Source organism: Nonomuraea sp. KM90, from assembly GCF_052246675.1.
Taxonomy (GTDB): Bacteria; Actinomycetota; Actinomycetes; order Streptosporangiales; family Streptosporangiaceae; genus Nonomuraea.
The window spans coordinates 61,260-87,043 of sequence record NZ_JBQQCB010000026.1 but is presented as its reverse complement, the minus strand read 5'-3'; the positions used below and the strand labels follow the sequence as shown (position 1 = coordinate 87,043).

The 25,784-nt window shown below is 69.6% G+C and carries 23 protein-coding genes and 1 tRNA gene; 17 read left to right on the top strand and 7 right to left on the bottom strand.

All coding sequences use genetic code 11. The features are described from left to right. Positions 1-369: 369 nt before the first annotated feature. Positions 370-936, top strand: coding sequence for a hypothetical protein (locus ACTWPW_RS25955; RefSeq protein WP_443170155.1), 567 nt, complete (start codon positions 370-372; stop codon positions 934-936). Between the two features lie 283 nt (positions 937-1,219). Continuing rightward, the gene (locus ACTWPW_RS25950) at positions 1,220-3,286 is read left to right on the top strand and encodes a chaplin family protein (RefSeq protein ID WP_443170154.1); all 2,067 of its coding nucleotides are present in this window, start codon (positions 1,220-1,222) and stop codon (positions 3,284-3,286) included. Between the two features lie 117 nt (positions 3,287-3,403). Here ACTWPW_RS25950 and ACTWPW_RS25945 read toward each other — a convergent pair whose 3' ends face one another. After that, positions 3,404-3,589 (bottom strand): DUF5703 family protein, encoded by a 186-nt coding sequence (locus tag ACTWPW_RS25945; RefSeq protein ID WP_364115906.1) that lies wholly within the window; start codon positions 3,587-3,589, stop codon positions 3,404-3,406. A 189-nt stretch (positions 3,590-3,778) separates the two neighbouring features. Here ACTWPW_RS25945 and topA point away from each other — a divergent pair, with 189 nt between their 5' ends. From topA to ACTWPW_RS25905, 8 genes are all read left to right on the top strand, one after another. Further along, entirely contained in the window at positions 3,779-6,469 is a 2,691-nt protein-coding gene (topA, locus tag ACTWPW_RS25940; protein WP_375110619.1) for a type I DNA topoisomerase, read from the top strand. A 52-nt stretch (positions 6,470-6,521) separates the two neighbouring features. Continuing rightward, positions 6,522-7,892 (top strand): metallophosphoesterase, encoded by a 1,371-nt coding sequence (locus tag ACTWPW_RS25935; RefSeq protein ID WP_443170153.1) that lies wholly within the window; start codon positions 6,522-6,524, stop codon positions 7,890-7,892. Positions 7,893-7,967: 75 nt separating this feature from the next. Further along, a complete protein-coding gene (locus tag ACTWPW_RS25930; RefSeq protein ID WP_375110622.1) occupies positions 7,968-8,525 on the top strand; it encodes a helix-turn-helix transcriptional regulator in 558 nt (185 codons plus the stop codon). 141 nt (positions 8,526-8,666) lie between these two features. Beyond that, positions 8,667-10,709 (top strand): dTMP kinase, encoded by a 2,043-nt coding sequence (tmk, locus tag ACTWPW_RS25925; protein ID WP_443170152.1) that lies wholly within the window; start codon positions 8,667-8,669, stop codon positions 10,707-10,709. Between the two features lie 46 nt (positions 10,710-10,755). Then, positions 10,756-11,931, top strand: a complete 1,176-nt coding sequence (locus ACTWPW_RS25920) for a DNA polymerase III subunit delta' (RefSeq protein WP_375110625.1) — start codon at positions 10,756-10,758, stop codon at positions 11,929-11,931. Positions 11,932-12,279: 348 nt separating this feature from the next. Next, complete coding sequence (locus ACTWPW_RS25915; RefSeq protein WP_375110626.1) at positions 12,280-12,807, top strand: SigE family RNA polymerase sigma factor; 528 nt, start codon at positions 12,280-12,282, stop codon at positions 12,805-12,807. Then, positions 12,804-13,865, top strand: a complete 1,062-nt coding sequence (locus tag ACTWPW_RS25910; RefSeq protein WP_443170151.1) for a permease-like cell division protein FtsX — start codon at positions 12,804-12,806, stop codon at positions 13,863-13,865. Before ACTWPW_RS25915 ends, ACTWPW_RS25910 begins: the two co-directional genes overlap by 4 nt. Before the next feature lie 109 nt (positions 13,866-13,974). Next, positions 13,975-14,838, top strand: a complete 864-nt coding sequence (locus tag ACTWPW_RS25905; protein WP_375110628.1) for a PSP1 domain-containing protein — start codon at positions 13,975-13,977, stop codon at positions 14,836-14,838. Positions 14,839-15,065: 227 nt separating this feature from the next. Here ACTWPW_RS25905 and ACTWPW_RS25900 read toward each other — a convergent pair whose 3' ends face one another. After that, positions 15,066-15,551, bottom strand: coding sequence for a hypothetical protein (locus tag ACTWPW_RS25900; protein WP_443170150.1), 486 nt, complete (start codon positions 15,549-15,551; stop codon positions 15,066-15,068). Between the two features lie 283 nt (positions 15,552-15,834). On the opposite strand from ACTWPW_RS25900, the gene ACTWPW_RS25895 reads away from it, so the two are divergent. From ACTWPW_RS25895 to ACTWPW_RS25885, 3 genes are all read left to right on the top strand, one after another. Next, positions 15,835-16,824 (top strand): ArsR/SmtB family transcription factor, encoded by a 990-nt coding sequence (locus tag ACTWPW_RS25895; RefSeq protein ID WP_443170149.1) that lies wholly within the window; start codon positions 15,835-15,837, stop codon positions 16,822-16,824. 220 nt (positions 16,825-17,044) lie between these two features. Then, on the top strand, positions 17,045-17,134 hold the full coding sequence (locus tag ACTWPW_RS25890; RefSeq protein WP_375110631.1) for a hypothetical protein: 90 nt from the start codon (positions 17,045-17,047) through the stop codon (positions 17,132-17,134). A gap of 170 nt (positions 17,135-17,304) precedes the next feature. Then, a tRNA-Thr gene (locus tag ACTWPW_RS25885) sits at positions 17,305-17,378 on the top strand. Between the two features lie 79 nt (positions 17,379-17,457). Here ACTWPW_RS25885 and ACTWPW_RS25880 read toward each other — a convergent pair. Further along, positions 17,458-18,441, bottom strand: a complete 984-nt coding sequence (locus ACTWPW_RS25880; protein WP_443170148.1) for an SDR family NAD(P)-dependent oxidoreductase — start codon at positions 18,439-18,441, stop codon at positions 17,458-17,460. Positions 18,442-18,514: 73 nt separating this feature from the next. On the opposite strand from ACTWPW_RS25880, the gene ACTWPW_RS25875 reads away from it, so the two are divergent. Continuing rightward, positions 18,515-19,453 carry an AraC family transcriptional regulator gene (locus tag ACTWPW_RS25875; protein ID WP_375110633.1) on the top strand — a complete coding sequence of 313 codons (939 nt, stop codon included), beginning with the start codon at positions 18,515-18,517 and terminating at the stop codon, positions 19,451-19,453. Between the two features lie 49 nt (positions 19,454-19,502). On the opposite strand, the gene ACTWPW_RS25870 is transcribed toward ACTWPW_RS25875, so the two are convergent. Then, on the bottom strand, positions 19,503-20,036 hold the full coding sequence (locus tag ACTWPW_RS25870; RefSeq protein WP_375110634.1) for a MarR family winged helix-turn-helix transcriptional regulator: 534 nt from the start codon (positions 20,034-20,036) through the stop codon (positions 19,503-19,505). 133 nt (positions 20,037-20,169) lie between these two features. Here ACTWPW_RS25870 and ACTWPW_RS25865 point away from each other — a divergent pair, with 133 nt between their 5' ends. Both ACTWPW_RS25865 and ACTWPW_RS25860 read left to right on the top strand, forming a co-directional pair. Further along, on the top strand, positions 20,170-21,102 hold the full coding sequence (locus ACTWPW_RS25865) for an NADP-dependent oxidoreductase (RefSeq protein WP_375110636.1): 933 nt from the start codon (positions 20,170-20,172) through the stop codon (positions 21,100-21,102). A 120-nt stretch (positions 21,103-21,222) separates the two neighbouring features. Then, positions 21,223-21,456 (top strand): hypothetical protein, encoded by a 234-nt coding sequence (locus tag ACTWPW_RS25860; RefSeq protein ID WP_364115867.1) that lies wholly within the window; start codon positions 21,223-21,225, stop codon positions 21,454-21,456. Between the two features lie 61 nt (positions 21,457-21,517). Here ACTWPW_RS25860 and ACTWPW_RS25855 read toward each other — a convergent pair whose 3' ends face one another. Then, positions 21,518-22,636: a thiamine-phosphate kinase gene (locus tag ACTWPW_RS25855; RefSeq protein WP_375110637.1), complete on the bottom strand. Its 1,119-nt coding sequence runs from the start codon at positions 22,634-22,636 to the stop codon at positions 21,518-21,520. Next, entirely contained in the window at positions 22,626-23,639 is a 1,014-nt protein-coding gene (locus ACTWPW_RS25850) for an HIT family protein (RefSeq protein WP_443170147.1), read from the bottom strand. Before ACTWPW_RS25850 ends, ACTWPW_RS25855 begins: the two co-directional genes overlap by 11 nt. Before the next feature lie 183 nt (positions 23,640-23,822). On the opposite strand from ACTWPW_RS25850, the gene ACTWPW_RS25845 reads away from it, so the two are divergent. Further along, positions 23,823-25,235, top strand: a complete 1,413-nt coding sequence (locus tag ACTWPW_RS25845; protein WP_375110639.1) for a prenyltransferase/squalene oxidase repeat-containing protein — start codon at positions 23,823-23,825, stop codon at positions 25,233-25,235. An 8-nt stretch (positions 25,236-25,243) separates the two neighbouring features. Here the strand turns inward: ACTWPW_RS25845 and ACTWPW_RS25840 are convergent, their stop codons facing one another. After that, on the bottom strand, positions 25,244-25,783 hold the full coding sequence (locus tag ACTWPW_RS25840; RefSeq protein ID WP_443170146.1) for a YcxB family protein: 540 nt from the start codon (positions 25,781-25,783) through the stop codon (positions 25,244-25,246). Position 25,784: the final 1 nt, after the last annotated feature.

Here is a 25,784-nt window from a genome sequence, read left to right as displayed (position 1 = left end):
CGCGTCGGCTCAGTAAGGTTAGCAAACTCTGAGGAGTGCGTCATACCAAGAATCCGCACCCCCGTAGAGACCGCCCCCAGGGCCTCCATTGGGGCTTACGTGGGGGCGCGCGGAGGGTGATGGGGTGGTTGCGGATGGTTTGGGTGGTGGGGAGTTGGCCAATTCCTGGGTCTCAGGTGAAAAGGCCTTGCGGCAACCTTGGGTGGTGCTACGGTTACGGACCGTTGAGGGGTGAGTCCACGGACCGGCCTCACGACGTGAGGCCGGTTCTGGAGCTCGGGAGGGCATGTGACGCGCGAGGCGGTGCGACTGCAGAGGGCTGAGGCCCGTGCTGCGCGTCGCCCGCGCGTGACTGTCCCGGCGCAGGACGTGACCACCGATCGGGTCGACCGGATGGCGCGGTTCGCGGCCGGTGCCCGTCGGCTCGTCGTGCGGGCAGTCGCGATTGGCGCCCTAGTGGCCGCCGGGTGGCTGCTTGCTGTTGTGTTCGGCATGCTCACCGCCGCTCCGGCGGCCGCGGACGCCACCGCGGCGACAGGAACGGCCGGCGACGCCGTCGAGGCGTCAGGAGCGACCGGAGACGGCACAGCGGCGACAGGGGTCACGGACGGTGCCGGGGCTGCACATCAGTCTCCCGACATCCCGGGTCGTGTCTCGGCGTCGGACAACGCCGAGGCCATGGCCGGGCGTACGGTGGACGGCCTCAACAGCCAGCGGGATCCTGGCCTGCCTGCACCATCCAGCGCCGGAAAGATCCTGGACACCAATGGTCTGGTGCCCAACGGCGGTGGCAGCGGCCCCTTCGGGCCCGCAACCGGGGATGTCGCGAGGTCCGTGTTCGACCCGCGGCTCCAGGCTGGGCGCGCCCCCCTGGCGCGCCTGCTTCCCCCCGTCGTCCGCACAGCGGCGGACGACCCCTCCTTCTCACCTGACTGATCCCGCCAGGACCCTGGCCGGAGCCGACGAATCACAACGAACGACGTCGGCCGGCGGGTCCCCGGAAAGTAGCGCGGCGGAGCGTGGCTTGAATCCCTCCGCCTGCGGGTGAACACGTCAGTTCAGCTGGTTCGCGAGTCCCAGGTCTCCGCTGTGCGCGAAGTCGCATGAGATCGCATGAGATCACATGAAGTCGCGTGAGGTCGCGTGAGACCGCGCACGGCCTCGGGCTGCCCGCGAACCGTTCAGGTAATCCCCCCAAGAACCACTAGGAGCATTCATCATGCGTACGTGGGCGAAGGCATCGAGCCCCGCGGCCCTGCTGGCCGTGGCAGTCATGTCGTTCGGCGGCAGCGGCACCGCGCTGGCCGACACCTCGGGCGACGCGTCCGTCGGCGGCGGTAACCAGGTCAACCTCCCCGTCTCCCTGCCGATCGACATCAGCGGCAACGCCGTCGCCGGGGCCGGCAAGTCGGAGGCGACCTCGCAGGGCGGCGCCGAGGTCGTCAACTCGGGCCGGGAAGGCATCCCCAATAGGACCTCGGGCAACGCGAGCGTGCTCGGCGGCAACCAGCTGAACGCGCCGATCAGCGCGCCGGTCAACGCCTGTGGCAACGCCGTGTCCCTGATCGGCAAGTCCGACGCGGGCTGCAAGGGCGGCGCCACCGTCCGCAACCAGGGCAGGGGCGGCGCCGGCGGCAACCAGACCTCCGGCAACGCCAGCGTCCTGGGCGGCAACCAGATCACCGCGCCCATCTCCGCCCCGCTGAACGTCTGCGGCAACGCGGTGGCGATCTTCGGGGACGCGACGGCCGGCTGCAAGGGCGGCTCCAGCGTCTACAACACCGGCGTGGGCGCGGGCGGCAACCGTACGTCGGGTGACGCCTCCGTGCTGGGCGGCAACCAGGTCATCGCGCCGATCACCGCGCCGATCAACATCTGCGGCAACTCGGTGGCCGTGTTCGGGCGGGCGTTCTCCGGCTGCCAGGGAGGCTCGACCGTCACGAACAACGGCGGCCCCGGCAACCGCTACCAGGCCCGCCACATGGCCGCGGGCTCGACGGGCAACGACACCGACGGGCGCTTCGGGGCCGGCAGCGGCAACCAGGTCGTCGCCCCGGTCAGCCTGCCGGTCGACGTCTGCGGCAACGCCGTGGGCAACGCGACCGCCGGGTGCAAGGGCGGCTCGAAGGTGCTGAACTCCGGCGGCGGCTCCGGCGCGGGCGGCAACACCACGTCGGGCACCGCCGGCGTGCTGAGCGGCAACCAGGCGGTGGCGCCGGTCAGCGCCCCGGTCGACATCTGCGGCAACGCCGCGGCCGTGCTCGGCCACGCGTTCGCCGGCTGCAAGGGCGGCGCCACCGTGAAGAAGGGCGGCAGGGGAGCCGGCGGCAACCACACCTCCGGCGCGGCCGGAGTGCTGGCCGGCAACCAGGCGGTCGCGCCGATCGCCGTGCCGATCAACGTCTGCGGCAACGCGGCCGCCGTGCTCGGCAGGTCCGAGGCCCACTGCAGGGGCGGAGCCGGCGTCTGGCCGCAGGACGGGGTCGGCGGGGGCGGCAACCGCACCTCCGGCCGGGCCGGGGTGCTGGCGGGCAACCAGGCGGTCGCGCCGATCGCCGCGCCGATCAACGTCTGTGGCAACGCCGCGGCCGTGCTGGGCGACGCCGCGGCCGGGTGCCTCGGCGGCTCGCACGTCGGCAGGCCCGGGCCCGAGGGCCCCGACGGGTTCGAGCGCTTCGCCCGCGCCAACACCAAGGTGGCGGCGGCCAAGGGCGGGTTGCTGCCCATCACGCCCGCCCTCCCGGTCCTGGGCGGGGTCCCCGACGTCAGCGGTCTCACCGGGCAGGTGCAGGGTCTCGCCGGCGGTGGCGAGCTGACCAAGCAGCTCCAGGACATGGGCAACCTCGCCGAGGTCACCAAGCCCATCGAGGGTGTCGGCAACGTCGCCGGCGTCTCCCAGCAGGTGCCCGCCGTCCAGGACCTCACGCAGACGTTCGGCCTGCCGCAGCTCCCCGAGCTGCCCGGCCTGCCCGGGGCCCCGGCCAAGCCGAGGAAGAACCCGGTGTCCGCCCCGGTCGACAGCAAGGGCCGCGCCACCTCCTCCAGCCCGATCTCCGCGCTCGACCCGGCCACCGACCTGGTCGCCTCCACCCCGGCCGGCGGCGTTGTGACATCGGCCACCCGCAGCCTGCCGGTCGGCGACCTCGGCCTGATGAGCGCCGAGCAGCCCGCCGGTCTCACCGGGATGAACTCCGGCTCCCTGCTCGCTCTCGTGCTGGGCTCGCTGCTGGCCGCCTCGGCGACGCTGTTCGCCTCGGCCCGCCGGTTCCGGATCGGCCGTAAGTAAGGGATCAGGAAGCACATAACACCGTACGGCTGCTGCTCACAGCCCGTGAGCAGTAAGCGATAGATGCTTTGCCCGTTCCGGGGGCGCGGCCCGGGGCGGGCAAAGCCATGTTCGCGGTCAGAGCGTGCGGCGTACTCGCAGGATCTTGCGCCGCAGGCGGACGTGACGGCTCCCGTCGGGGTGTACACGTACGCGCGCGAGCTCCCACTGACCGTACTCTGCGTGTTCGGTCAGCAGTTGACGTGCTGCTTCGCGAGTGAGGTCGCGCGGGATGAAGATATCCATGTAGGAGTAGTCGAGCACAACGATTAGTCTCCAGGGTGAGTCAGGGCGCCATGCCGCTCGATGGGCCTTATTCTGCGTGCTTGTGGGTGGACCCGGAAGCTAGTGGGTAGCCCGGGGGAAGGAAATTTCCGCGAGTCGGGTTACCTTTCAGTCTGTGCCGACTCCCGGCAGGGGGATTTGCAAGCGAACAGCGAGGTAGGAAGCAGCGTGCCAGCCAACAACGGCAGCGCCGGCGGAACACGCCTGGTGATCGTCGAGTCGCCCGCCAAGGCGAAGACGATTGCCGGGTACCTCGGGCGCGGCTACATCGTCGAATCGAGCATCGGTCACATCCGCGACCTGCCGGAGAAGGCCGACGACATCCCCGAGAAGTTCAAGGGGGCGCCTTGGGCACGGCTCGGGGTCAACGTCGAGCACGAGTTCGAGCCGCTGTACGTCGTCAACCCCGACAAGCGGTCACAGGTCGCCAAGCTGCGGCAGCTGCTGAAGGACGCTGACGAGCTCTATCTGGCCACTGACGAGGACCGCGAGGGCGAGGCGATCGCCTGGCACCTGCGGGAGGTGCTCAAGCCCAAGGTCCCCGTGCATCGCATGGTGTTCCACGAGATCACCCCGCAGGCGATCCGGGACGCCGTGGCCAACCCGCGCGACCTCAACCTCCGGCTGGTGGACGCCCAGGAGACCCGGCGCATCCTCGACCGCCTCTACGGTTACGAGGTCAGCCCCGTCCTGTGGAAGAAGGTCAAGCCGAAGCTGTCGGCCGGCCGGGTGCAGTCGGTGGCGACGCGGCTGGTCGTGGAGCGCGAGCGTGACCGCATCGCGTTCACCTCCGCCCACTACTGGGACCTGCAGGCGCTGTTCGACACGAACAAGCCCGAGGAGCGGCCGCGCGACTTCACCGCCACGCTGACCGTGGTCGACGGCAGGCGGGTGGCGCAGGGGCGCGACTTCGCCAGCACGGGGCAGCTCAAGAACGCCGACGTGCTGCACCTGTCCGAGGCCGCCGCGGGAGAGCTGGCCGGGCGGCTGCAGGGGGCGTCGTTCGCGGTCAAGTCGGTGGAGCGCAAGCCGTACACGCGCAAGCCGTACGCGCCGTTCCGGACGACCACCCTGCAGCAGGAGGCCAGCCGGAAGCTGGGCTTCTCCGCCAAATACACGATGCAGGTCGCGCAGCGGCTCTATGAGAACGGCTTCATCACCTACATGCGTACCGACAGCATCACGCTGTCGGAGACGGCGGTGGCGGCCGCGCGGTCGCAGGCGATCAAGCTGTACGGCGCCGCGTACGTGCCCGACAAGCCGCGCGTCTACTCCAGCAAGGTGAAGAGCGCGCAGGAGGCGCACGAGGCGATCCGGCCCTCGGGCGAGGAGTTCCGCACGCCCGGCGAGACCGGGCTGTCGGGCGACATGTTCCGGCTCTACGAGCTGATCTGGCAGCGCACCGTGTCCTCCCAGATGAAGGACGCGGTCGGCGAGTCGATCACCGTGAAGGTGGGCGGGAGGTCGACGGCCGGTGAGGACGTCGAGTTCAGCGCCTCCGGGCGGACGATCACGTTCTACGGGTTCCTGAAGGCGTACGTCGAGGGGGCCGACGACCCCTCGACCGACCGCGACGACTCCGAGAAGCGGCTGCCGAACCTGGTGGAGGGCGACGCGCTCAGCGTGTCGCGCCTCGACGTGGCCGGTCACTCGACCAAGCCGCCCGCGCGTTACACCGAGGCGTCGCTGGTCAAGGAGCTGGAGGATCGGGAGATCGGGCGGCCGTCGACGTACGCCTCGATCATCGGGACCATCCTCGACCGCGGTTACGTGTTCAAGAAGGGCACGGCGCTGGTGCCGTCGTTCCTGGCGTTCGCCGTGGTCAACCTGCTGGAGCAGCACTTCGGCAACCTGGTCGACTACGACTTCACGGCCGACATGGAGAAGGTGCTCGACGACATCGCCAACGACCGGGCGGAGCGGGTGCCGGAGCTGCAGCGCTTCTACTACGGCGCCGACGGCGACGAGGGCCTGAAGGAGATGGTCACCGACCTCGGCGACATCGACGCCAAGGAGATCAGCTCGTTCCCGGTCAAGGGCACGGACATCGTGCTGCGGGTCGGAAGATACGGCCCCTACCTCGACAGGGACGGCGCGCGGGTCAACGTCCCCGAGGACATGACGCCCGACGAGCTGACGGCGGAGAAGGCCGAGGAGCTGTTCTCGCGGCCGACGGGCGACCGGCAGCTCGGGAACGACCCGGCGACCGGGCACATGATCGTGGCCAAGGACGGACGATACGGGCCCTACGTGACCGAGGTCCTGCCGGAGCCGGCCGCCGACGAGGAGGCCCCGAAGCGGCGTACGAAGAAGGCCGACGCTCCGAAGCCGCGCACCAGCTCGCTGTTCAAGTCGATGTCGCTGGACACCATCACGCTGGACGACGCGCTCAAGCTGCTGACGATCCCGCGGGTCGTGGGCGAGCTGGAGGGCGAGGAGGTCGTGGCGCACAACGGGAAGTTCGGCCCCTACCTGAAGAAGGGGACCGACTCCCGCTCGCTGGCCTCCGAGGACGCCCTGCTGACGGTCACCATCGACCAGGCGAAGGAGCTGTTCGCGCAGCCCAAGCAGCGTGGACGGGGCCGCGCCGCGGCCGCGGCGCCGCTGCGGGAGCTGGGCGACGACCCCAACTCCAAGAAGCCCGTGGTGGTCAAGGAGGGGCGGTTCGGGCCCTACGTGACCGACGGCGAGACGAACGCGTCGCTGCGCAAGGGTGACACGGTCGAGGACATCACGATCGAGCGGGCGGCCGAGCTGCTGGCCGAGCGGCGTGAGCGGGCCCCGGCGCCCAAGAAGACGACCACGCGGAAGGCCCCGGCGAAGAAGACTCCCGCGAAGAAGCCGGCCACCAAGTCATAGATCACATTCCGGCGGTCAACGGGGTATGGCCGCCGGAAGTAGCATCGTTCGTGTGTTCGTCTTGGTTTTCGTGGCCGCGGTCCTGCTCGCGCACTGGTACCTGTGGAATCGCCTGGTGCGTCGCACGACCGGTCCCGGGTGGGTCCGCAAGACCCTGACCTGGAGCCTGGTCGCGTTGCTCGCGATTCTCGTGACGACCTTCGTGGGCACGAGGATGGGCCTGGAGAGCTGGGTGGCCTGGCCGGGCTACATCTGGCTGGCGTTGATGTTCTACCTGGTCGTGATCCTCGCCGTGCTGGAGATCCCGCGGGCCGTGGCCTTGGGGTTCCTGCGCAGGGCGGAGCGGCGGGAGCGGGCGCCCGAGCCCGTGGCCACGCCCGTCGCGGTGCCGGCGGGCGCGGCGCCGTCGGAGGAGCCCGCCGCTTCCGGGTCGGCCGCTTCGGGGTCGGCCGCTTCCGGGTCGGCTGGTTCGGGGCCTGCCGTTTCGGGCCCTGCCGTTTCGGGGCCTGCCGTTTCGGGGCCTGCCGTTTCGGGGTCTGCCGCTTTCGAGCCCGCCGCGCCGGAGGTCGAGGCCCCGGCGGTCGCTCCCATGAGCAGGCGGATCTTCCTGGAGCGGACCACCGCGGCGATCGCCGGGGTGAGCGCGCTGGGGACGGTCGGGTACGGCATGACGAGCGCGCTGGGTGACCCCGTGATCGAGCCGGTCAAGGTCACGCTGCCGAAGCTGGATCCGCGGCTGGGCGGCCTGCGCTTCGCCGTGGTGAGCGACATCCACCTGGGGCCGCTCACGGGCATCGGGCACACCGAGCGGATCGTCCGGATGATCAACGGCCTCCAGCCCGACGTGGTGGCGATCGTGGGCGACCTGGTGGACGGGTCGGTGGCCCAGCTCGGGGCGCTGGCCCGGCCGTTGAAGAACCTTGAGTCCCGCTACGGGGCATATTTCGTGACCGGTAACCACGAGTACTTCTCCCCCGGGGGACCCGGCGAGTGGATCGAGGAGCTCGGGGAGCTCGGCGTACGCTCTCTGCGAAACGAGCGGGTCGAGATCAGGCACCAGGGTGCCGTGCTCGACCTGGCCGGCGTCAACGACGTCGGCGGCGCCGCCGACGGTGACGGCCCCGACTTCGCCAAGGCGCTCGGCGGGCGCGACACCGGCCGTTCCACGGTGCTGCTCGCGCACCAGCCCGTCCAGGTGGACGAGGCCGCGCGGCACGGCGTCGACCTGCAGCTGTCCGGGCACACGCACGGCGGGCAGATCGCGCCGTTCAACCTGGTGGTGGGGCTGCAGCAGCCGGTGGTGTCGGGGCTGGCCACGGTGGGCGGCGTACAGGTGTACGTCACCAGGGGCGCCGGCTTCTGGGGACCGCCGGTGCGCGTCGGGGCTCCGCCCGAGATCACGATCCTGGAACTCCGGAGCTGACTTTTCGTGATGCGGTAGTCACCCGGCGCCATGATGGCGTAGAGTATCCGACCGGATACTTTTCGGAGGTAGGGCATGGTCTCCTCGCCGATGGAGCGGGTGCTGGGGCAGGACGTCGCTATCTGGGCCAGGCGGGGCGGTCTGCTGTTCAAGCAGGCCAGGAATGCCGCGAGCCTCAACCAGAAGGCCCTGGCCAGCGTGAGCGGCACGTCCAGGACGACGTTGTCGGCCTACGAGCACGGCAGGAAGTCGCCGACGCTCGAGACCGCGGGGCGCATCCTCGACGCGGCCGGGTTCCGGCTGGTGCTGGAGGCGAAGGTCGAGTGCGCGGCGCGGGTGACCGGCGACGGGCGGAAGTTCCACGTGCCCAGCCGCCTGCCGCGGCTGCCGGTGGCGGCCGCGCTGGGGGTCGTGCGGGTGGCGGGCCGGGCCTACGACCTGGCCGACCGGGACGAGCGGCGGGCGGCCTACACCGCGCTGCTGTGCGAGGGCGGGCCCGATGAGCTGCTCGATCACGTGGACGGCGTGCTGCTGATCGACCTGTGGGACGAGCTCGTGCTCCCCGAGGAGATCCGCGCCGAGTGGGGGCCTTTGGTAGAAGAGGCGCGACATGAGGCCGGAGTTATGAATTGATGATGTTTTTGGGGGCCTATTCCAGGTGTGTAACCTGCGCCCGAGCCCGATCACGTAATACCCTCAGCCACGAGCAGCCGGGAATATCCGGCTCCTCTCTTGTCTGCCCCACTCCGGCCAACACCTGGATACGCTGAAATCATGACTGCCCTTGGCCGAAGCCGCCCCACCCACGTGCTGGCCAATGCGCCGTTCCGACGGCTCTGGACGGCCATGTCGGTGTGCAGTCTGGGTGACTGGCTCAACCTCCTGGCGCTCACGGCCCTGGCCGGAAACCTCACTCAGGGCGACTACCGCGTGCAGTCGCTGGCCGTCGGCGGCGTGTTCGTCGCCAAGATGTTGCCGGCGGTGCTGCTCGGGCCGCTCGCCGGCGTGTTCGCCGACCGGTTCGACCGGCGGCTGACGATGTTCACGGCCGACCTGGCCAGGTTCGCGGTGGTGCTGTCGATCCCGTTCGTCAACAGCTACCAGTGGGTCATCATCGCGACCGTCCTGGTCGAGTGCGTCAACCTGTTCTGGGTGCCGGCCAAGGACGCGACGGTGCCCAACCTGGTGCCCAAGGCGCAACTCGAGGCGGCCAACCAGCTCAACCTGCTGGTCACGTACGGCACCGCGCCGATCGCGGCCATGCTGTTCGCCGCGCTGTCGGTGGCGGGCGACCTGGTCACCGGCATGGTGCCGTTCCTGGCCGGCCGCGACGCCACCGGGCTGGCGCTGGTCGTCAACGCGTGCGCGTACCTCGTGTCGGCGTTCCTGATCTTCACCCTGCGGGACATCCCCAAGCGCGACGGCGCGATCTCCACGCCCTCCGTGCTGAAGCAGGTGGTCGAGGGCTGGCGGTTCGTGGGCGGCAACCGGCTGGTGCGCGGCCTGGTCATCGGCATGCTCGGGGCGTTCGCCGCGGGCGGGGCCGTGGTGGGCGTGGCGAAGGTCTACGTGGTGGCGCTCGGTGGCGGTGACGCGGCCTACGGCGTGGTGTTCGGGGCGGTCTTCGTCGGCATGGCGCTGGGCATGTTCTTCGGGCTCAGGCTGCTGCGCGAGCTGTCCCGGCGGCGGCTGTTCGGGCTGGCCATCACCGTCGCGGGCCTGGTGCTGGTGGCGATCGCGCTGGTGCACAACCTGGTGATCGTGGTCATGCTGACCGTGGTGCTGGGGGCGTGCGCGGGGATCGCCTGGATCATCGGCTACACGCTGATCGGGCTCGAGGTCGAGGACTCGCTGCGGGGCCGTACGTTCTCGTTCCTGCAGTCCACCGCGCGGGTGACCCTGCTGTTCGTGGTCTCCGTGGCCAACCCGCTGGGCGCGCTCTTCGGGGTGCACGTGCTGGGGCTGGGCGAGTTCAGCTACCGGTTCGACGGGACCAACCTGGTGCTGGTGATCGGCGGCGCGCTCGCGATGGGCGTCGGCGTGCTGGCGCTGCGGCACATGGACGACAGGAAGGGCGTCTCCCTGTCGGCCGACCTGATCGCGGCGGTGCGCGGCGAGCGCTTCCCCACCGAGGCGGCCGAGCACGTGCCCGGGCTGTTCGTGGCGTTCGAGGGCGGCGAGGGGTCGGGCAAGACCACCCAGTCGCGGCTGATCGCCATCTGGCTGCGCGACCAGGGCTTCGACGTCGTGCAGACGCGCGAGCCGGGCTCCACCAAGGTGGGCATGCGGTTGCGCGCCATCCTGCTCGACGCGGCCGAGCGGGGGCTGTCGGCGCGTTCCGAGGCCCTCCTGTACGCCGCCGACCGGGCCGAGCACGTGGAGAAGGTGATCAGGCCGGCCCTCTACCGGGGCTCGCTCGTGGTCACCGACCGCTACGTCGACTCCTCGCTGGCCTACCAGGGCGCGGGGCGGGCGCTCGACCCCAAGGACGTGTCGAAGATCAATGCCTGGGCGACCGGCGGGCTGGTGCCGCACCTGACCGTGCTCATCGACACCCCGCCCGAGGTGGGGCTGACCCGGCTGGGCGGGGCGGCCGACCGGATCGAGTCCGAGCCGCTGGAGTTCCACGAGCGGGTGCGCAAGGAGTTCAGGTCGCTGGCGGCGGCGGCGCCCGAGCGTTACCTCGTCGTGGACGGCACGCTGCCGCAGGATGTGATCACCCGGCAGATCCAGGACCGGATCAGGGAGATCCTGCCCGACCCGGTGCCGCGCGAGTCGGAGGACATCACCGGCACGATGCCCGCCATCCGCGACTAGCCGCCACTCGTCCCCTCGTAAGGTGAAGTGCAACTAGCCTTACGTCGTGACGGTTTTCGATGACCTCGTAGGACAGGACCAGGCGACAGCCGTGCTGTCGCGTGCCGCGACGGCGGCCGGCGAGGTCGTCGCCGGGGGGCGCGGCGCCGGCATGACGCACGCCTGGCTGTTCACCGGCCCGCCGGGCTCGGGCCGGGAGGACGCCGCCCGCGCCTTCGCCGCGGCGCTCATGTGCCGCGACGGCGGCTGCGGCCACTGCGACCAGTGCCACCAGGTGCTCATCGGCTCGCATCCCGACCTGGAGTCCGTACGCCCCGAAGGGCTCTCCTACAGCGTCAAGCAGACCAGGGAGCTGATCCTGCGCGCGGCCGGGGCGCCAACGCAGGGGCGGTGGCGGGTCATCCTGTTCGAGGACGCCGACCGGGCCACGGAGTCGGCCGCGAACGCCCTGCTCAAGGCCATCGAGGAGCCGCCGCCGCGGACGGTCTGGCTGCTGTGCGCGCCCGCCCCCGACGACCTGATGATCACCATCCGGTCGCGCTGCCGCATGGTCAACCTGACCACCCCCGCCACGGAGGCCGTCGCCCACGTGCTGGCCACCCGCGACAGCGTGCCCTGGGACACCGCCAGGTTCGCCGCGCGGGCCGCCCAGGGGCACATCAGCCGGGCGCGCGCCCTCGCGCTGGACGAGGGCGTCAGGGCGCGGCGGGAGGCGGTGCTGAGCATCCCGCGCTCGCTGACCGGCGTCGGTGAGTGCGTCACCGCCGCGGAGCGGCTGGTGAAGACGGCCGAGGAGGAGGCCGCCGCCGCCACGGCCCTGCTCAACGACAGCGAGACGTCGGAGCTGCGCAAGCTGTACGGGGAGGGGTCCACGGGCAAGGGGCTCAACCGGGGGTTGGTGCGCGGCGGGGCCGGGGCGCTGAAGGAGCTGGAGGACCGGCAGAAGTCGCGGGCCACGCGGATCAAGCGTGACTCGCTGGACGCGGCGTTGCTGGAGCTGGTGTCGTTCTATCGGGACGTGCTGACGATGCAGTTCGGGGCGGCCGGGGTGGAGCTGGCCAACGACGACATCCGCTTCGACCTGGATCAGCTGGCCAAGTCGTCCACGCCCGAAGAGACGTTGCGGCGGATCGACGCGATCATGCAGTGCAGGGAGCGGTTGGCGGCGAACGTCAATCCGCAGATGGCCGTCGAGGCGATGATGCTGGCACTGCGGCCCTGAGCCAGACGAGTAAGTCCTGAGCGGCCGCGGTACGAGCGCGTGGTTCGTGAAGACTGATCCCAGCAGCCTTCCCACCGCGTTGTACGTCAGCAGCGGCGGCCGGGCCGGCCGGACGAAGCTGAGCGTGGCGTACGGGATCGGCTTGCGGACGCCAGTTCCGGGCGTGTGGGCGCAGAGGCAGCGGTAAGCGGCGACCCGGCACCCCCGGCCAGGGCCGCGCGTACGCGGTGTGGGTGGGCATGGCTCCCGTCCACAGGGTGCGCTCATCGGGACGGCCCGGTGCGGTGAGAGGCCGAAGATAACCGTGTGACCCGAGCAGCAGATGAGGCCGACAGGCGTCTCTGTTATGTGGAAGTCGAACTGCTCACCCAACAAGAAGACCTTGCGCGGCGGCGGGTCGATGTGGCGTCGATCTTCGCCGAGCACCACGTCGGCCTCGTGCGGCTGGCCCTCATCATGGTCGGCGATCAGGCGACCGCGGAAGACGTCGTGCAGGAGGCGTTCGCGCGCACCCACGCCGGCCGGGCGAGGTTGCGCGATGGCGACAAGGCCCTCGCTTATGTGCGTTCCGCGGTGCTCAACGGGTGCCGGTCGGTGTTGCGCAGGCGGGCGACGGTGTTCCGGCGGGCGGTGCCGTACGAACCGCCTGTCTGGTCGGCGGAGAGTGCCGCGCTGATGGGCGAGGAGCGGCGGGAGGTCATGCTGGCGCTGCGCCGGCTGCCGCGGAGGCAGCGGGAGGCGTTGACGTTGCGCTACTACTTCGATCTCCCGGACCAGGAGATCGCGGAGACGATGGGGATCAGCGCGAGCACGGCCAGGTCCACGATCGCGCGGGGGCTGGCGGCTCTCGGCCGAGCGCTTGGGGAGGATTCATGAACAGCCCTGTGGAAGACCGACTGCGGGAGGCCCTCGTCGAGGCCGGGGCGACGGTGGACATCGGCACGCTGCGGCCGCTGCGGGTGCCGGAGCGGCGCAGGTCCCGGGTGGACTTCCGGCTGGTGACCGTGGCGGTGGCCGTGGTGCTCGCGGGGGCGGCCACCGCCGTGGTGCTGCGCGGTGGCCCAGGGGCCGAGGACCGCGCGGTGGCGGCGGACCCGCCGGCCCAGAGCGGCGGGACGGAGATGACCGTCTTCCTGTGTACGAAGTCGGCGCCGAAGGAGTCGCCCTGCCAGGGCCGCGCCGCCAGCCGTGAGCAGGTCAGCGCGATCGAGCGCGCGTTGCACCAGTCGCAGCAGGTCGACAGCGTGTTCTTCGTGGACCAGGCGACGGCCTACGAGAACTTCAAGAAGACCTTCGCGCACAACACGTCACTGACGGAGGAGATCAAGCTCACCGACCTGCCGGCCGCGTTCAGATTGAGGACCAGGCACGATGGCGACCGGCGTCAGGTGAAGGAGTCGCTCCGGGGGCTCGGCGGGATCCAGCACGTCGCCGACCAGGCCGAGTCCGACGTCCGCCCGCAGACCGAGGCCGGCCGGAGTTGGCAGATCAGTGTCTTCCTGTGCTCGAAGGGGGCGAGCCTGCCGTCGTGCGGCGGGGAGAGCGTGAACGGAAAGAACGGCGAGCCGGTGGTCACCAAGGAGGGAAAGGGCGCGACGGTGGCCCAGAAGACGGCGATCCAGAAGTTGATCGAGAGCATGCCCGGGGTGGAGGAGGTCCTCTTCGAGGATCAGGCGTCGGCGTTCAAGAACTTCCAGCAGGCGTTCGAGGACAACGAGGCGTTGATCAAGGCGACCAAGGTGGAGGACATGCCGGAGAGGTTCAGGATCAGGCTCACAGCGGCGTTCGACGGGCAGGACCTGGTCAGTGAGCTGAAGCGGCAACCGGGGGTGGCCCAGGTGCTCTACCAGCCGTGCACGGACGACCGGCTGGCGCTGGCCGACAACTTCGGCCTGCTCCTTCCTGACAGCAAGGTGTGCCCCGCCGGGAAGTGATCACCGAAGATCCGGGCCGGCACCCCTGACCGCCGGCCCACGGACACACGTAATGTGGCAAGGAAGGCAGCCAGTTACCCCTAGGCCGTCAGGAGGCGAGCTCGAGCCCATGGGAATGATCATGGCCGTGAGCTTCACCCGCTACGGGAGGCTCTACTACCTCGATCCCGGCGAGCACAGCCCCAAAGTGGGCGACAAGGTGCTCGTGCCGACGGACTCAGGTCCCGAGGTGGCGGAGTGTGTGTGGGCGCCGCAATACACGAGCGAGGACATCGACGGTTTGCCGGTGTGCGCAGGTTTGGCGGGAGAGGAGCACCTGGGCCGCGACGAGACCAACAAGCGCCGCAGGGCCGAGGCACGCAGCGTGTCCAAACGGTTGATCAAGCGGCACACGCTGCCGATGAAGGTCGTCGGCATCGACTACCTCGACGAGGACAACGTCTACACGGTCTACTTCTCGGCGCCGCATCGGGTGGACTTCCGTGCCTTGGTGCGCGACCTGGCCCGCAACCTCCGGGCCAGGGTCGAGCTGCGGCAGATCGGGCCCAGGGACGAGGCGCGGCTCCAGGGCGGCATCGGCCCCTGCGGCCGTGACCTGTGCTGCGCCACGTTCCTGAAGGACTTCGAGCCCGTTTCCGTACGCATGGCCAAGGACCAGGACCTCCCGGTCAACCCGCTCCGGATCGCGGGAGCGTGCGGGCGGCTCATGTGCTGCCTGAAGTACGAGCACCCGTTGTACGTCGAGACCCGCAACAGAATGCCCAGGGCCGGAAGCCGCGTGAGCACCCCTGTGGGGGACGGGACCGTGGTGGGGCACAACGTGCCGTCGGACACGGTGACGGTGCGCCTCGACGACGGTGGACGGCGCTGTGCGTGCCCCTCAGCGTCGGTGTGCTCGCCGCGCATCCAGCACGAGACGATGTACGGCAAGGAGCAGGATTCGACCGGCCAGCACCCCTCCGGTGAGGGCTGAGGGCAGCGTTGTCGGCGCGAGGCGGTTCGTTGATCTACGAGCGCCGCCGGCCCGTTGTCATGTGAAGCGAGGCGGAGGGAGGCTCGTTTTCCCGCGGGCAGGGATGCGGGACGCGCTACGGCAAGGGGGAGTCCGGGGGCTGCGGGCCTTGGTACGGAAACATCAAGGCCCTCGACGGTTTGCGCGCGGGCCATCGAGGGCCGGACTAATGCCGTGCTCAGGATGTTTCAGCACCCATCGCGGTTGCTCCAGCTACCCACTGTCGTCCACCAGGGTCCAGCGCTTTCGGGTGGAAGAGCTCCGCTGCTCTTCTGACGCCCCACTCGAACGGTGATCTGACAGATACGTTGCCCGGTGGACGGGAGGCTTACCGAAACCCACTTGTCCACGCCGTTGCACTCCAGACGCGTGTGCGTCTGCACAGGTTCGTAGCCGAACTCGTCGACCCAACCTGCCGCACAGTATCCGTCCGTGGCGAAGTCCTTGAGCCAGAACGAGACGGTGACTCGCGCGCCGTAGTCGGTCCAGTACAGTTCGCCTTCGCCGAGGCGGGCGACGTTCCGCCACACGCCATTTACGTAGCCTGCGTGAAGCGTGTACGGGATCGAATCCCGGTGCCAGGAGTCGGCGGCGGTGAATGCGGCGGCCGGGCTGCTTCCGAAGACAGGCAACGCGACACATGCCGCTAACACGAGCCGAATGATCGAACGCATTCTCATCCCCTCGTAGATCGTGAACCCCGTTCTTCCTGGGATCGTCCACGGGGGCCGCGCCCTTGTCCATGTCTTTCGGTTGTGGCCGAAAGACCCAGCTCCGGGCAGGTCAGAGCCAGGAACGCGCCAACGCGGCGTACTTACGGCGCCGTAAGGCCGGCATAGGGCGCCGCACCAGGTATGCCGACGGCCTGAATGGCGAACTTCATTGAAAATGCTATTGAATAGCAATTCTCCAACGAAACAGTCAGAGGGTTCGTCACCCACCCATGGATGGCCGCTCATGCTCAGGATCTATTTCACGAGCGACGACATCGCGCGGACCAGGATCGCCGCCGGGGCGGACCCGCTGTGGGAACTGGTCCTGAGCCTGCAGATGCTCAGACCGCAGCGAGGTGACCTGCTGTTCACCGCATGGCGCCAGGAGGCATGCAAGGCGGTACGGCACGCAAAGCTCGGAAAGGCACGGGGCCTGCTGCTGACCTTGACCCCGAACGTGGGCTATTTCCCGGACTTCTTGAACCCCATCGAGGCGATACACGGTCTGGATCATGGTATTGAGGCGCTTCGCACCACTCCCATCCCGATGCTCAAGCGGGACGTCGGCCGCCTCGCAGCCACGCGTCGGCTACCCGACAGTGCGTGGCGCCTGGCCGCCGGCGAACCCGCCGTGATTGCCGACCTGACCGAGGCCATGCGTACCTGCTACGACCTGATCGTCATGCCCTACCGACGCAGTATCGACGCCGCCCTGGAGAAAGACCGCCGGATCCGTACCTCCGCCCTGGCCACCGGCGGTGTGGAAGGAATGCTGGCCGGCCTGCGCCCGATGATGACCTGGTCAGCCGGCGAACTTCGCATCCCCGGACACCGCCACCAGGAGCTTCACCTTCGCGGCCGAGGATTGCTGCTCATCCCGTCGTACTTCTGCGTCAGCGGACCACTGACGATGTTCGATCCCGATCTGCCGCCGGTGTTGATCTACCCTGTCGTGCGCGGGCCGGACACCTTGCCGTCGCGCACCTCGATGGTGTCAGCCGCGCTCGGAGCGCTGATCGGATCGACCCGGGCTGCGGTGCTGGATGCCATCGGCATGCGCGAGGGGATGAGCACAACTGCGCTGGCCCGCCACTTGAGCATCTCCCCGGCCTCGGCCAGCGAGCACACCACCGTCCTGCGGCAGTCCGGATTGATCTCCAGCCATCGCGACTTCAACCGGACGCTGCATCGCCTGACCGGACTCGGTCGCGCGCTGTTGGACACCAACAGTTAGCGCGCCAGCAGGCTCCTCATGAACGATGACGCCGAATGAACGATGACGCCGAACGTGGCGACGGAGCCGTACCGTCAGCGGCAGGTCGGGGAGAGGTGGGTGCTCTGCTTCGGCGTGCGGACCGGCGGCCGTTGCTGACCGAGATCCTTTGGCGGGCGTTCAGGGGGACGGGCCGCTCCTGCTCCACAACCGTTCCCTGACCGCGAAGGGGGCCGGGCCGATGCTGGTCATCGGCACCGAGCGCGATCCGGCCACGCCTTACAAGTGGGCCGGGGGTTGGCCGGCGAACTGGGGTCGGGTGTGCTGCTGAGGTACGGAGGCGACGGGCACACCGCGTACCTCAAGGGGTCGCGGTGTGTGGCCGACACCTGGTGGCGGGGGTGGCGCCGGAGGGCGAGGCGATCTGTCCTGGCATCGGATGATCGGTGGGAGCGAGAACCCCCCGGGCTCCTGTAGACTCTTTCACGCTGCACGGCAGATGCCGCCTTAGCTCAGTCGGCCAGAGCACTTCACTCGTAATGAAGGGGTCTGGGGTTCGAATCCCCAAGGCGGCTCACAGTTCGAAGGCCCTCCCGGATGATCCGGGAGGGCCTTTTGCGTGGGCGTCGGCGGCCACTTCGGTGATCGAGGGTGTTACGCCTTGAGGAGTTGCTCGCTCAGCTTCCACAGCCGTCGTGCCGAGTCCGGGTCGACGGCGTGCGGTACGACGTCGGACGGGATGTCGTCCTCGGTGCCGAAGTTGATGGGTCTCGGGGTGTCCAGTGGGGAGATGTCGTTGTCCTTCAGGTAGACACCGCCGATGTCGGCGAGCAGTGGGCTGGTGGCGGCGAAGACGCTGGTACTGGCGCCCTGCTGGGGTGTCTTCTTCTCGCGGTCGGGGTCGATGATCGGCCGGCCGGCGGCGTCGATCAGGCCCATGGCGCGCAGCGCGTCCTCGGTTATCGACGGGGCCAGGTTCGTGCCGACGACGATGCCCGGGTGGACGGCGTAGCCGCGGATTCCGTCCGCGGCCCATCGGCGGTCCAGCTCGACGGCGAACAGGACGTTGGCGGTCTTCGACTGGCCGTAGGCGAGCATGCCGTCGTAGCCGGTGGTGAAGTGGGGGTCGTCCCAGCGGATGTCGGAGAGCCGGTGGCCGCCGGACGTCACGTTGACGACTCGGGCGCCGTGAGCGGCGCGCAGGGCGGGGAGCAGGCCCAGGGTCAGCTGGAAGTGGCCGAGATGGTTGGTCGCGAACTGTGATTCGTAGCCGCGCGCGTCTCGGACCAGCGGGACGGCCATGATGCCGGCGTTGTTGATCAGGATGTGGAGCGGACGAGCGGAATCGAGGTAGCGGGTGGCGAAGGCGTCGATCGACGTCGGGTCGAGGAGGTCCAGCCGGCCGACCTCGACGCGCTCGATCCCGGCCAGCGCGGGGGCGGCACTGTCCGGGTTCCGCGACCCCACGGTGACGGACGCGCCGGCCTTGCTGAGCGCACGCGTGGTCTCCAGGCCGAGCCCGACGTGGCCGCCGGTGATGACGACGTTCCGGCCGGAAAGGTCGATGCCCTTGAGCACCTCGTCAGCTGTCGATGCCGCGGTGAAGCCGGATCCGATGGGGTACTGGTTCTTGGTCATGTCACCACTCTGCGCGTGGCCGCTCGTACTTTGAATCTTTGACGGTCCGGTTTTCTTGCGCGATAGTACGGAAATGGTCGTCGATCAGCTGTCCGAGGTGTTCGACCTCGTCGAGGTCCGTGGTCTGCTGTCGGGTGGTTTCGCGGCGCGGGGGCCCTGGGTGTCGCGTACCGCCGTCGAGGATCCGCTGAAGCTCCTCGCGGTGGTGTGCGGGCGCGGGCGGCTGACCGCCGACGGCATCGAGGGGCCGGTCGAGCTCGGACCGGGCGACGTCGCCATCCTGAACAACCGGTCGTGGCTGCGGCTCGAGGGCGGCACGGGCGACGGGCCGCCCCGCGAGATCGTGCCTGAGGAGGGCTTTTCCTTCACCCGCTTCGTCGGCGCCGACTGCGGTACCGACGACGTCGTCATCGGCGGGCGCGTCGACCTCAACCCGGCCGGTCGGACCCTGCTCCTGCAGGCGCTTCCGCCGGTGGGGGTGGTCCGGGCATCGGCTGCCGCGGCGTCGAGTCTGCGCGGCACGCTCGACCGGCTGTTCGAGGAGGTGATCGCGAACCGGATGGGTTCGGCGTTCGCGATCCGGCAGTACGGCCAGCTCCTGCTGCTCGAGGTGCTGCGCGCGTACGTCGACCAGGCCGAGCTGCCCCCGGGATGGCTACGGGTGCTGACCGACGAGCGGTTGCGCCCGGCGCTCGGCCTCATGCACGCCGAACCCGGAAGGCACTGGGGTCTGGAGGAACTGGCGCGGGCCGCGGCGATGTCGCGGACGTCGTTCGCCGAACGCTTCCGGACCGTGGCGGGCGTACCGCCGCTGACCTATCTCAACCGCTGGCGGATGCTGCTGGCGCAGCGGGCTCTTCGTGACGGCGATGTCCGCGTCGGGTCGCTGGCGGCCGAGCTGGGGTACGCGTCGGAGAGTGCCTTCAGCACCGCGTTCAAGCGGGAGGTGGGGGTGTCGCCGCTGCGCTACCGGTACCGGGTGCGGGGTGAACTGTCGGGGCGCGCCGGTTAGGTGTCGGTACGGCCATCTCGAGGCATGCGCGCTGAGCCCAAGTCGGGGGTCAGTCCTGTTTGGGGCTGGAGCGGCGCTTGCGGGGGGCGGCGGAGCGGGGTGGCTGGGCGCGCATGTGGTCGCGTACGCGGGTCATGATGTCGCCGAGCCGGCGTACGTCGTCGTCGGTCAGGGGGTCGAACAGCAGGCGGCGGGAGAGCTGGACGTGACCCGGCAGGACGCGTTCGAGCAGGGCGCGGCCCTCGTCGGTGATGGTGACCAGGGTGGCGCGTTCGTCCTCCGGGGTGGCGCCGCGGGTGATGAGGCCGGCCTTCTCCAGCAGGCCGGCTTGGTAGGTCAGGCCGCTGCGGCTGTAGACGACGCCGTCGGCCAGTTGCGTCATGGTCAGGGGGCCGTCGGCGTGGTGGAGGCGGGCCAGGAGCGTGAACTGCACGTAGCTGATGTCGCCGTCGGCGCGTAGCTGCTGCTCGACCTGGTGCTCAAGGAGGCTGACGGCCTCTCTCAGCACGAAGTAGGCCCCCAGCTGCTGGGGGTCGAGCGGCTGGACGTCATCGGCGCCGGCGTCATCGGCCTGTTGGATCACTCTTCCACCGTATCTGTTTTGAATTCGTAGCACTGTGACGAGCGTCACCCCCCTCAAAGGTATTGCTTTGAACTCGAAGCACGTTACCGTCATCATGCGCTTCAAATTCGAAGCACCAAGCGGAGGAGAGATCATGAAGGCAGTGCGTTACCACTCCTACGGCGACAGCGACGTCCTGGTCCACGAGGAGGCCGACCGTCCGGTGGCCGGTGCGGGGGAGGTCGTGGTGAAGGTGGCCGGCACCTCGTTCAATCCGGTGGACGTCGCGATCCGGGCCGGTTATCTGCGGGAGGTGTTCCCGCTGGCTCTCCCGCACGTGCCGAACTTCGACGTGGCCGGGGTCGTCGCCGAGGTCGGCGAGGGGGTGACCGGCTGGAAGGCCGGGGACGCGGTGGTGGCGTTCCTGCCGATGACCGCGCCCGGCGCCGCCGCCGAGTACGTCGCCGCGCCCGCCGGGACGCTGGCCGCCGCCCCCCGTACCGGTGACCTGGCCGACGCCGCCGCCCTGCCCGCGGCCGGGCTGACGGCGTGGCAGTCGTTGTTCGAGCACGCCGGTCTGGAGGCTGGGCAGACGATTCTGATCAACGGCGCGGGCGGTGCCGTCGGCGGGTACGCCGTCCAGCTGGCCAAGCAGGCCGGTGCGACCGTGACCGCCACGGCCGGCCCGCGCAGCCTCGACCGCGTGCGCTCCTATCGTGCCGATCGCATCGTCGACTACACGGCCACCCCGCTGCCGCAGGCGGTGGCCGGGCAGCGGTTCGACGCGGTGCTGAACCTGGTGTCCACCGGCCCGGAGGAGACGGCGGCGCTGGTGGAGCTGGTCGCTGACGGCGGGGTCTTCGTCAGCACCACCACCCCGGGGCCCGAGGACGCCGGACGGAGGGTGCGTACGGTGCGGGTCTTCGTGCGCAGCGATGCCGCCCAGCTCGCCGAGCTCGTCGCCCGGGTCGACGCCGGGGATTTGAGGATCGACGTCGCCGGGCGACGGACGCTGGCCGACCTGCCCGCCGTGCACGACGAGGCCGCGGCCGGACGGCTGGCCGGCAAGACCGTCCTGACCCCCTGACCGATACGGGAGCGCAACGGCGGCGCGTTTCTCATGTACCTGTCATGTACAAGGCGTTAGAGCTTAACTACTATCCGTAACGAACGATAGTTGTTCGCATACACATCGAGGAGGTTTCGGATGCGTGTATCGCCCCGTAAGGTAGCCGCGCTGATCGCCGTCGCCGGTGGCATGACCCTGCCCGCCACAGCCGCCCACGCCGTCGTCGATCCCGCGAAGGTCCAGGTCCTGGAGTCGGCCAGCAAGGTGGATCCCATCCTGATGACCAACTGCACGACCGGCGGCGCCGCGGATCCCGTCGCCGCCGTGACCGTCCCGCCCGAGGTCCCGCTCGTGGGCTGCCTCACGCTCTGACCGGTCGGCGGTGCCATGCCCCGGGCGGAAGGTGGCCGGGGCATGGCGGGGTGATGAGAGCCTAGAGGCCCTCCTCTGCCGCGGGCGGGACGGTGAAGGTCTGCTTGAGCAGCCAGTCCGCGTACGCGTTCAGGCCGTGCGTGAAGTAGGAGCGGTTCGTGAAGCGCTCGGAGGAGAAGTCCGTCACCTCTTCCCCGTCGAGCAGGACCAGATGATCCTTGGGGTCCCGCAGCTCGCCGATCTGTCGGCAGGTGGTGCCGTGCCGGGCGGCCAGGGCCATCAGCGCGTCGAGCCGGCCGGGTGGCGTGGTGACGACGAGCTCCCAGTTGCCCCACGCCAGCATGAGGCTGCGGGGGTCGACACGCAGCGCCTCGGCCACGTACGCGACGGGCGCCGACGGGGTCAGCAGCGCCTGGTCGAGGTGGACGGACCCGCCGTTGCGGCGGGCCAGCTCCACCAGGCAGCCGCTCACACCGTCGGAGGCGTCCATGCAGGCCGTGACCAGCCCCTCGGCCGCCAGCGCCATGCCGATCTCCACCTTGGCGGAGGGCCGGTAGAGGGCCTGGTCGAGGGCACGTGAATGCTGGGGGTCGAGACCGTCGAGCCGTACGTCGCGCAGCCGGGCGAGCACGGCGGACCAGAAGAGGCCCATGTCCCCGAGGACGCACACCAGGTCGCCGGTGCTCGCGCCCGTCCTGGCGAGCGCGGTCCCGCGAGGGACGGTGCCCACGGCGGTGCCCGTCGCCGTGAAGACGTCGCCGTCCTTGATGTTGCCGCCGAGGACGGGGCAGCCCCACTCCTCGCCGGCCTCCTCGAGCCCGTCGAGGAACCGGTTGTAGTCGGTCATCGGCATGTCGGCCGGCATCACCGTCGAGACCAGCAGACCGGCGGGCCTGGCGCCCATCGCCGCCAGGTCGCTCACGTTGATGAGCACGGTGAGCCGGCCGTAGTGCCAGTAGTCGACGGGTTTCCCGTCGAGGTGCTGTTCGAGGAGGCAGACGACGGGGGTCGGGCACGGGTCCATGGTCATGACGATGTCGTGACCGGCGGGGACGGGCGCGAGCGTGGCGCAGTCGTCGGACTGGATGCCGAAGCGGGGCAGGACGACGTCTTCGAGGATGGCGCGCTCGCCGTACTGTGCGAGGGTCGCGCCGGGACGCAGGTTCATTTCACGGGCCAAGGAAAGGTAGTAGGGAGCCGAGTGTGTCGTGGTGGAGTCGCACACTGTCGTGTCGCACGAAGCGTTCTTGCCACCGGAAGGGCCCGGTGTCGCCGGTCGTCCGCAACGCGATCTGGCGCAGCAGCTGGCTCGTGACCACCGGTCCCAGGTGTGCCACCTGGGCTGTTCCGGCCTCCTCCAGATAAATGTACGGCGCTCGCACGTCGTGCGGGGAGGTGACCCGCGTCCGGCTCGCCGGGAGTCGGCCTTCCGCCAGGAACGCGTCCAGCTCGTCGCCGATGGAGCCGACCAGCGCGGCCGGCAGGCAGTGCAGGTGCGCGTGGTCGACGCAGTTGCCGCCGCCGGACGGCTGGGCCGGGCCGTGCTCGACGAAGACCGTGTCGGAGCCGTCGTAGGCGGCCCGGAACAGCTCTCGTACGCGGTTCTTCGCCGATTCGACGACGTCGATGAGGCCCGGGTCGGCGCTCGCCAGCGCGGTGAGGTGTTCGGTGGTGACGATGAGGAGATGCCCGGGCGCGACGGGCGCGAGGTCGGGCATGACGAAGACGTTGTCGTCGCCCCACAGCACCCCGGCCGCGCCGGGCAGGCCCGCGACGCTGTTCATCCGGAACCGGAGCGGGTGGCAGAAGACGCAGTGCTCGTCGCCGTGGGCGCCGTCCGCGAGGTGGGGGGCGGTGGCCACGATCGACTGGCCCGCTCCGTCGGGTCGTGGGCGCAGCCCGAGGCGGTCGGCCTCGGCGAGCATCGAGTCGTGCAGGTCGGTCGCGTCCGCCGTGTGCACGCCGATCACGCCTTCGGCACGCACCGTACGGGCCATCTCGCCGAGCAGCTTCTCAGGGTTGGGGGTGTCTGCTTCGACGTGGAGCCAGGCGCCGGCGAAGGCGGCGGCCGGGTAGGGGAGCTTGGAGTCGCCGAGAGGGGCGCGTCTCAGCGAGCGCGGGTGCCCCGGCGAATTCGATCCCGACCACTGCGCATGATGGGCTACATATCGCCCATCTGCCATCAATTGTGCCGCATCATCGTGGTGGCCGCCTATCATGACCACATCTCCCCATTTTGGGAGGAATGATACAAAATGCCCGAGTGAGTGTTTGCGAGATGACACCCAAGTCAGTATTGCATGCAATCCCTTGTGTTACTCCAGCCGCATAGTGCTCATAAAGTACGCAAGGTGATATGTGCATGAATGCCGGGTATCTCTCTAGACAACCCCTCAGGTAGATCGGCATTCCGTATGGCGCAAGCGATTGACGTAATGCACGTCGATGAGTGTCTGAAAGCTGCGCTCGGCCTCCTCAAGGCCACCTACACCGCCACACCCCACGGGGGCGGGTGGCACCACAGGCTGGCCGACCCCAAGCCGGCGGCGACCGCGACCGCCATCGCCCTGACCGCGTTCCATGAGCAACAGGTGGGGTTCGCGAATTTCGATGCCGGCCTGTCGTTCCTGCGGGCCAGCCAGGTGGCGTCCGACGACCCCCTCCAGGACGGCGGCTGGTGGACCGAGACGCAGGCCCGGGTCCCGCTGATGGAGGCGACGGGCTGGGTGGCGAGGTTCCTGGGACACGCCCGACTGCACCATGCGGAGGGCGGGCCGGACGTGGGGCGCGCGCTCTCGTGGCTGATCAACAACCAGAACGACGACGGCGGCTGGGGGTCGCATCGCGGATGCCGATCGCGCGTGTGGCTGACCTGCCTGGGCCTGCGCGCGCTGAACTGCCTCCACCCCCGGCACAAGGCCGTCGCGGACGGGGTCAACTGGCTCCTGCGGCAACAGGACGAGGGCAATTTCGGATGGAGCGCCAATGCCGGGGAGCAGACCACGGTGCCGCACACGTCTTTCGTGCTCCTCACCCTCTCGGAGATCAACGCGACGTGGCGGGACCAGCGTTTGCTGCGGGCTTATTCCTGGCTCTGCGAGAATGTCGATCCGACCATTATCGACGGGTCCATCGAGTCATATCACGTGAGCCCGTACCCGAATTCCAGAAATGACGACCGGGACCGCGACCAGGGATGGGATCAGGTCATTTACCATCACGCCCTGCCCATCGCGCTGTCGGCGCTCCTGCGCCACCCCGACGGCCCGCCCGCCGGTCTCGTCACCAGGGCCGCCAACACCATCATCCGCTCGCAGATCACCGAGGACGACGACAGGCGCTTCTCCGGCTACTGGCCGGGCCAGTACACCAGCAAGCAGCCGACGCTCTGGAGCACCTGGCCCTGCATGCAGGCCCTCCTCGACCTGAAGCGCGTGCCGTTGCTGCGGGCCGGGGACATCACGACCTGGTCGCGGGAGGCCGTCGTCGTGCAGCGCGGCAGCGCGCGGGACCGCTCGCCGGCCGCCATCCTGCGCGCCCATCACCGCAAGGTCGTGCTGCGCTCCAGGCTGACCCGTCACTGGCCGTCGGGGCTGGTCGTGGTCTCCGTGGGCGCCGGCGGCCTCGCCGTGGGGCTGGGAGGCCTGGGCATGAAGGAGTTCGCCCTTTCGCTGATCTTTCCGTTCCTGCTCTTCGTGGTGGAGCAGCGCAGGAGGAACGGGCGCAAGAACCGCGAGGCCAAGGGCCGGCCGGGGAGGCGTCAGAGCGAGGCCGTGTGAGCCGTGCCTCAGCCGGCCCCCGCCTTTCCCGTCGCCGACAGGACCGCCTCCAGTTCGGCCTGCTGCTCCGGGGTGAAGGCGCGCCTGGGGAGGAAGGCCGCGGGTTGCTTGTTCACGAAGAGCAGCCAGAATTCCGGGCCCGTCACCACTTCGGTGAAGAATGACCAGCGCATGGTGGTGGTGATCTGTTCCGTGCGGCATTCGTACCCGTCGCCGGTCAGGTGGAGGGTGGTGGGCACGCAGAGGTAGGTGACCTGGCGCCTGGACATCCGGCGGATCGACCAGTTCAGGACGAAGGGGAACGCGACCGCTCCGGCGAACATGCCGACGCCCAGGGCGCGCCCGCCCGTCAGGACGCATACGACGCCCGCGATCACCAGGATTGACGGGAGCAGCCGGTAGAAGAACCTGAGCTGGCGTTTCGCGCCCTGCTCGAAAGCCCGCACGACTTCGTCGGGAGTGGGGTCGTACTGAACGGTGAAATCCACCAGGCCGCCTTCGTGGAAAGTGTGCCGACAATCCTGCTGGACTTCGCTGGCCAGCGGCAAC

Bases quoted from the DNA above. Each gene is read 5' to 3' on its own strand.
- ACTWPW_RS25950 (WP_443170154.1), top strand. From the start codon at position 1,220: ATGCGTACGTGGGCGAAGGCATCGAGCCCCGCGGCCCTGCTGGCCGTG.
- ACTWPW_RS25930 (WP_375110622.1), top strand. From the start codon at position 7,968: ATGGTCTCCTCGCCGATGGAGCGGGTGCTGGGGCAGGACGTCGCTATC.
- tmk (WP_443170152.1), top strand. From the start codon at position 8,667: ATGACTGCCCTTGGCCGAAGCCGCCCCACCCACGTGCTGGCCAATGCG.
- ACTWPW_RS25910 (WP_443170151.1), top strand. From the start codon at position 12,804: ATGAACAGCCCTGTGGAAGACCGACTGCGGGAGGCCCTCGTCGAGGCC.
- ACTWPW_RS25905 (WP_375110628.1), top strand. From the start codon at position 13,975: ATGGGAATGATCATGGCCGTGAGCTTCACCCGCTACGGGAGGCTCTAC.
- ACTWPW_RS25900 (WP_443170150.1), bottom strand. From the start codon at position 15,551: ATGCGTTCGATCATTCGGCTCGTGTTAGCGGCATGTGTCGCGTTGCCT.
- ACTWPW_RS25895 (WP_443170149.1), top strand. From the start codon at position 15,835: ATGCTCAGGATCTATTTCACGAGCGACGACATCGCGCGGACCAGGATC.
- ACTWPW_RS25890 (WP_375110631.1), top strand. From the start codon at position 17,045: ATGCTGGTCATCGGCACCGAGCGCGATCCGGCCACGCCTTACAAGTGG.
- ACTWPW_RS25880 (WP_443170148.1), bottom strand. From the start codon at position 18,441: ATGACCAAGAACCAGTACCCCATCGGATCCGGCTTCACCGCGGCATCG.
- ACTWPW_RS25875 (WP_375110633.1), top strand. From the start codon at position 18,515: ATGGTCGTCGATCAGCTGTCCGAGGTGTTCGACCTCGTCGAGGTCCGT.
- ACTWPW_RS25865 (WP_375110636.1), top strand. From the start codon at position 20,170: ATGAAGGCAGTGCGTTACCACTCCTACGGCGACAGCGACGTCCTGGTC.
- ACTWPW_RS25860 (WP_364115867.1), top strand. From the start codon at position 21,223: ATGCGTGTATCGCCCCGTAAGGTAGCCGCGCTGATCGCCGTCGCCGGT.
- ACTWPW_RS25850 (WP_443170147.1), bottom strand. From the start codon at position 23,639: ATGGCAGATGGGCGATATGTAGCCCATCATGCGCAGTGGTCGGGATCG.
- ACTWPW_RS25845 (WP_375110639.1), top strand. From the start codon at position 23,823: ATGCCGGGTATCTCTCTAGACAACCCCTCAGGTAGATCGGCATTCCGT.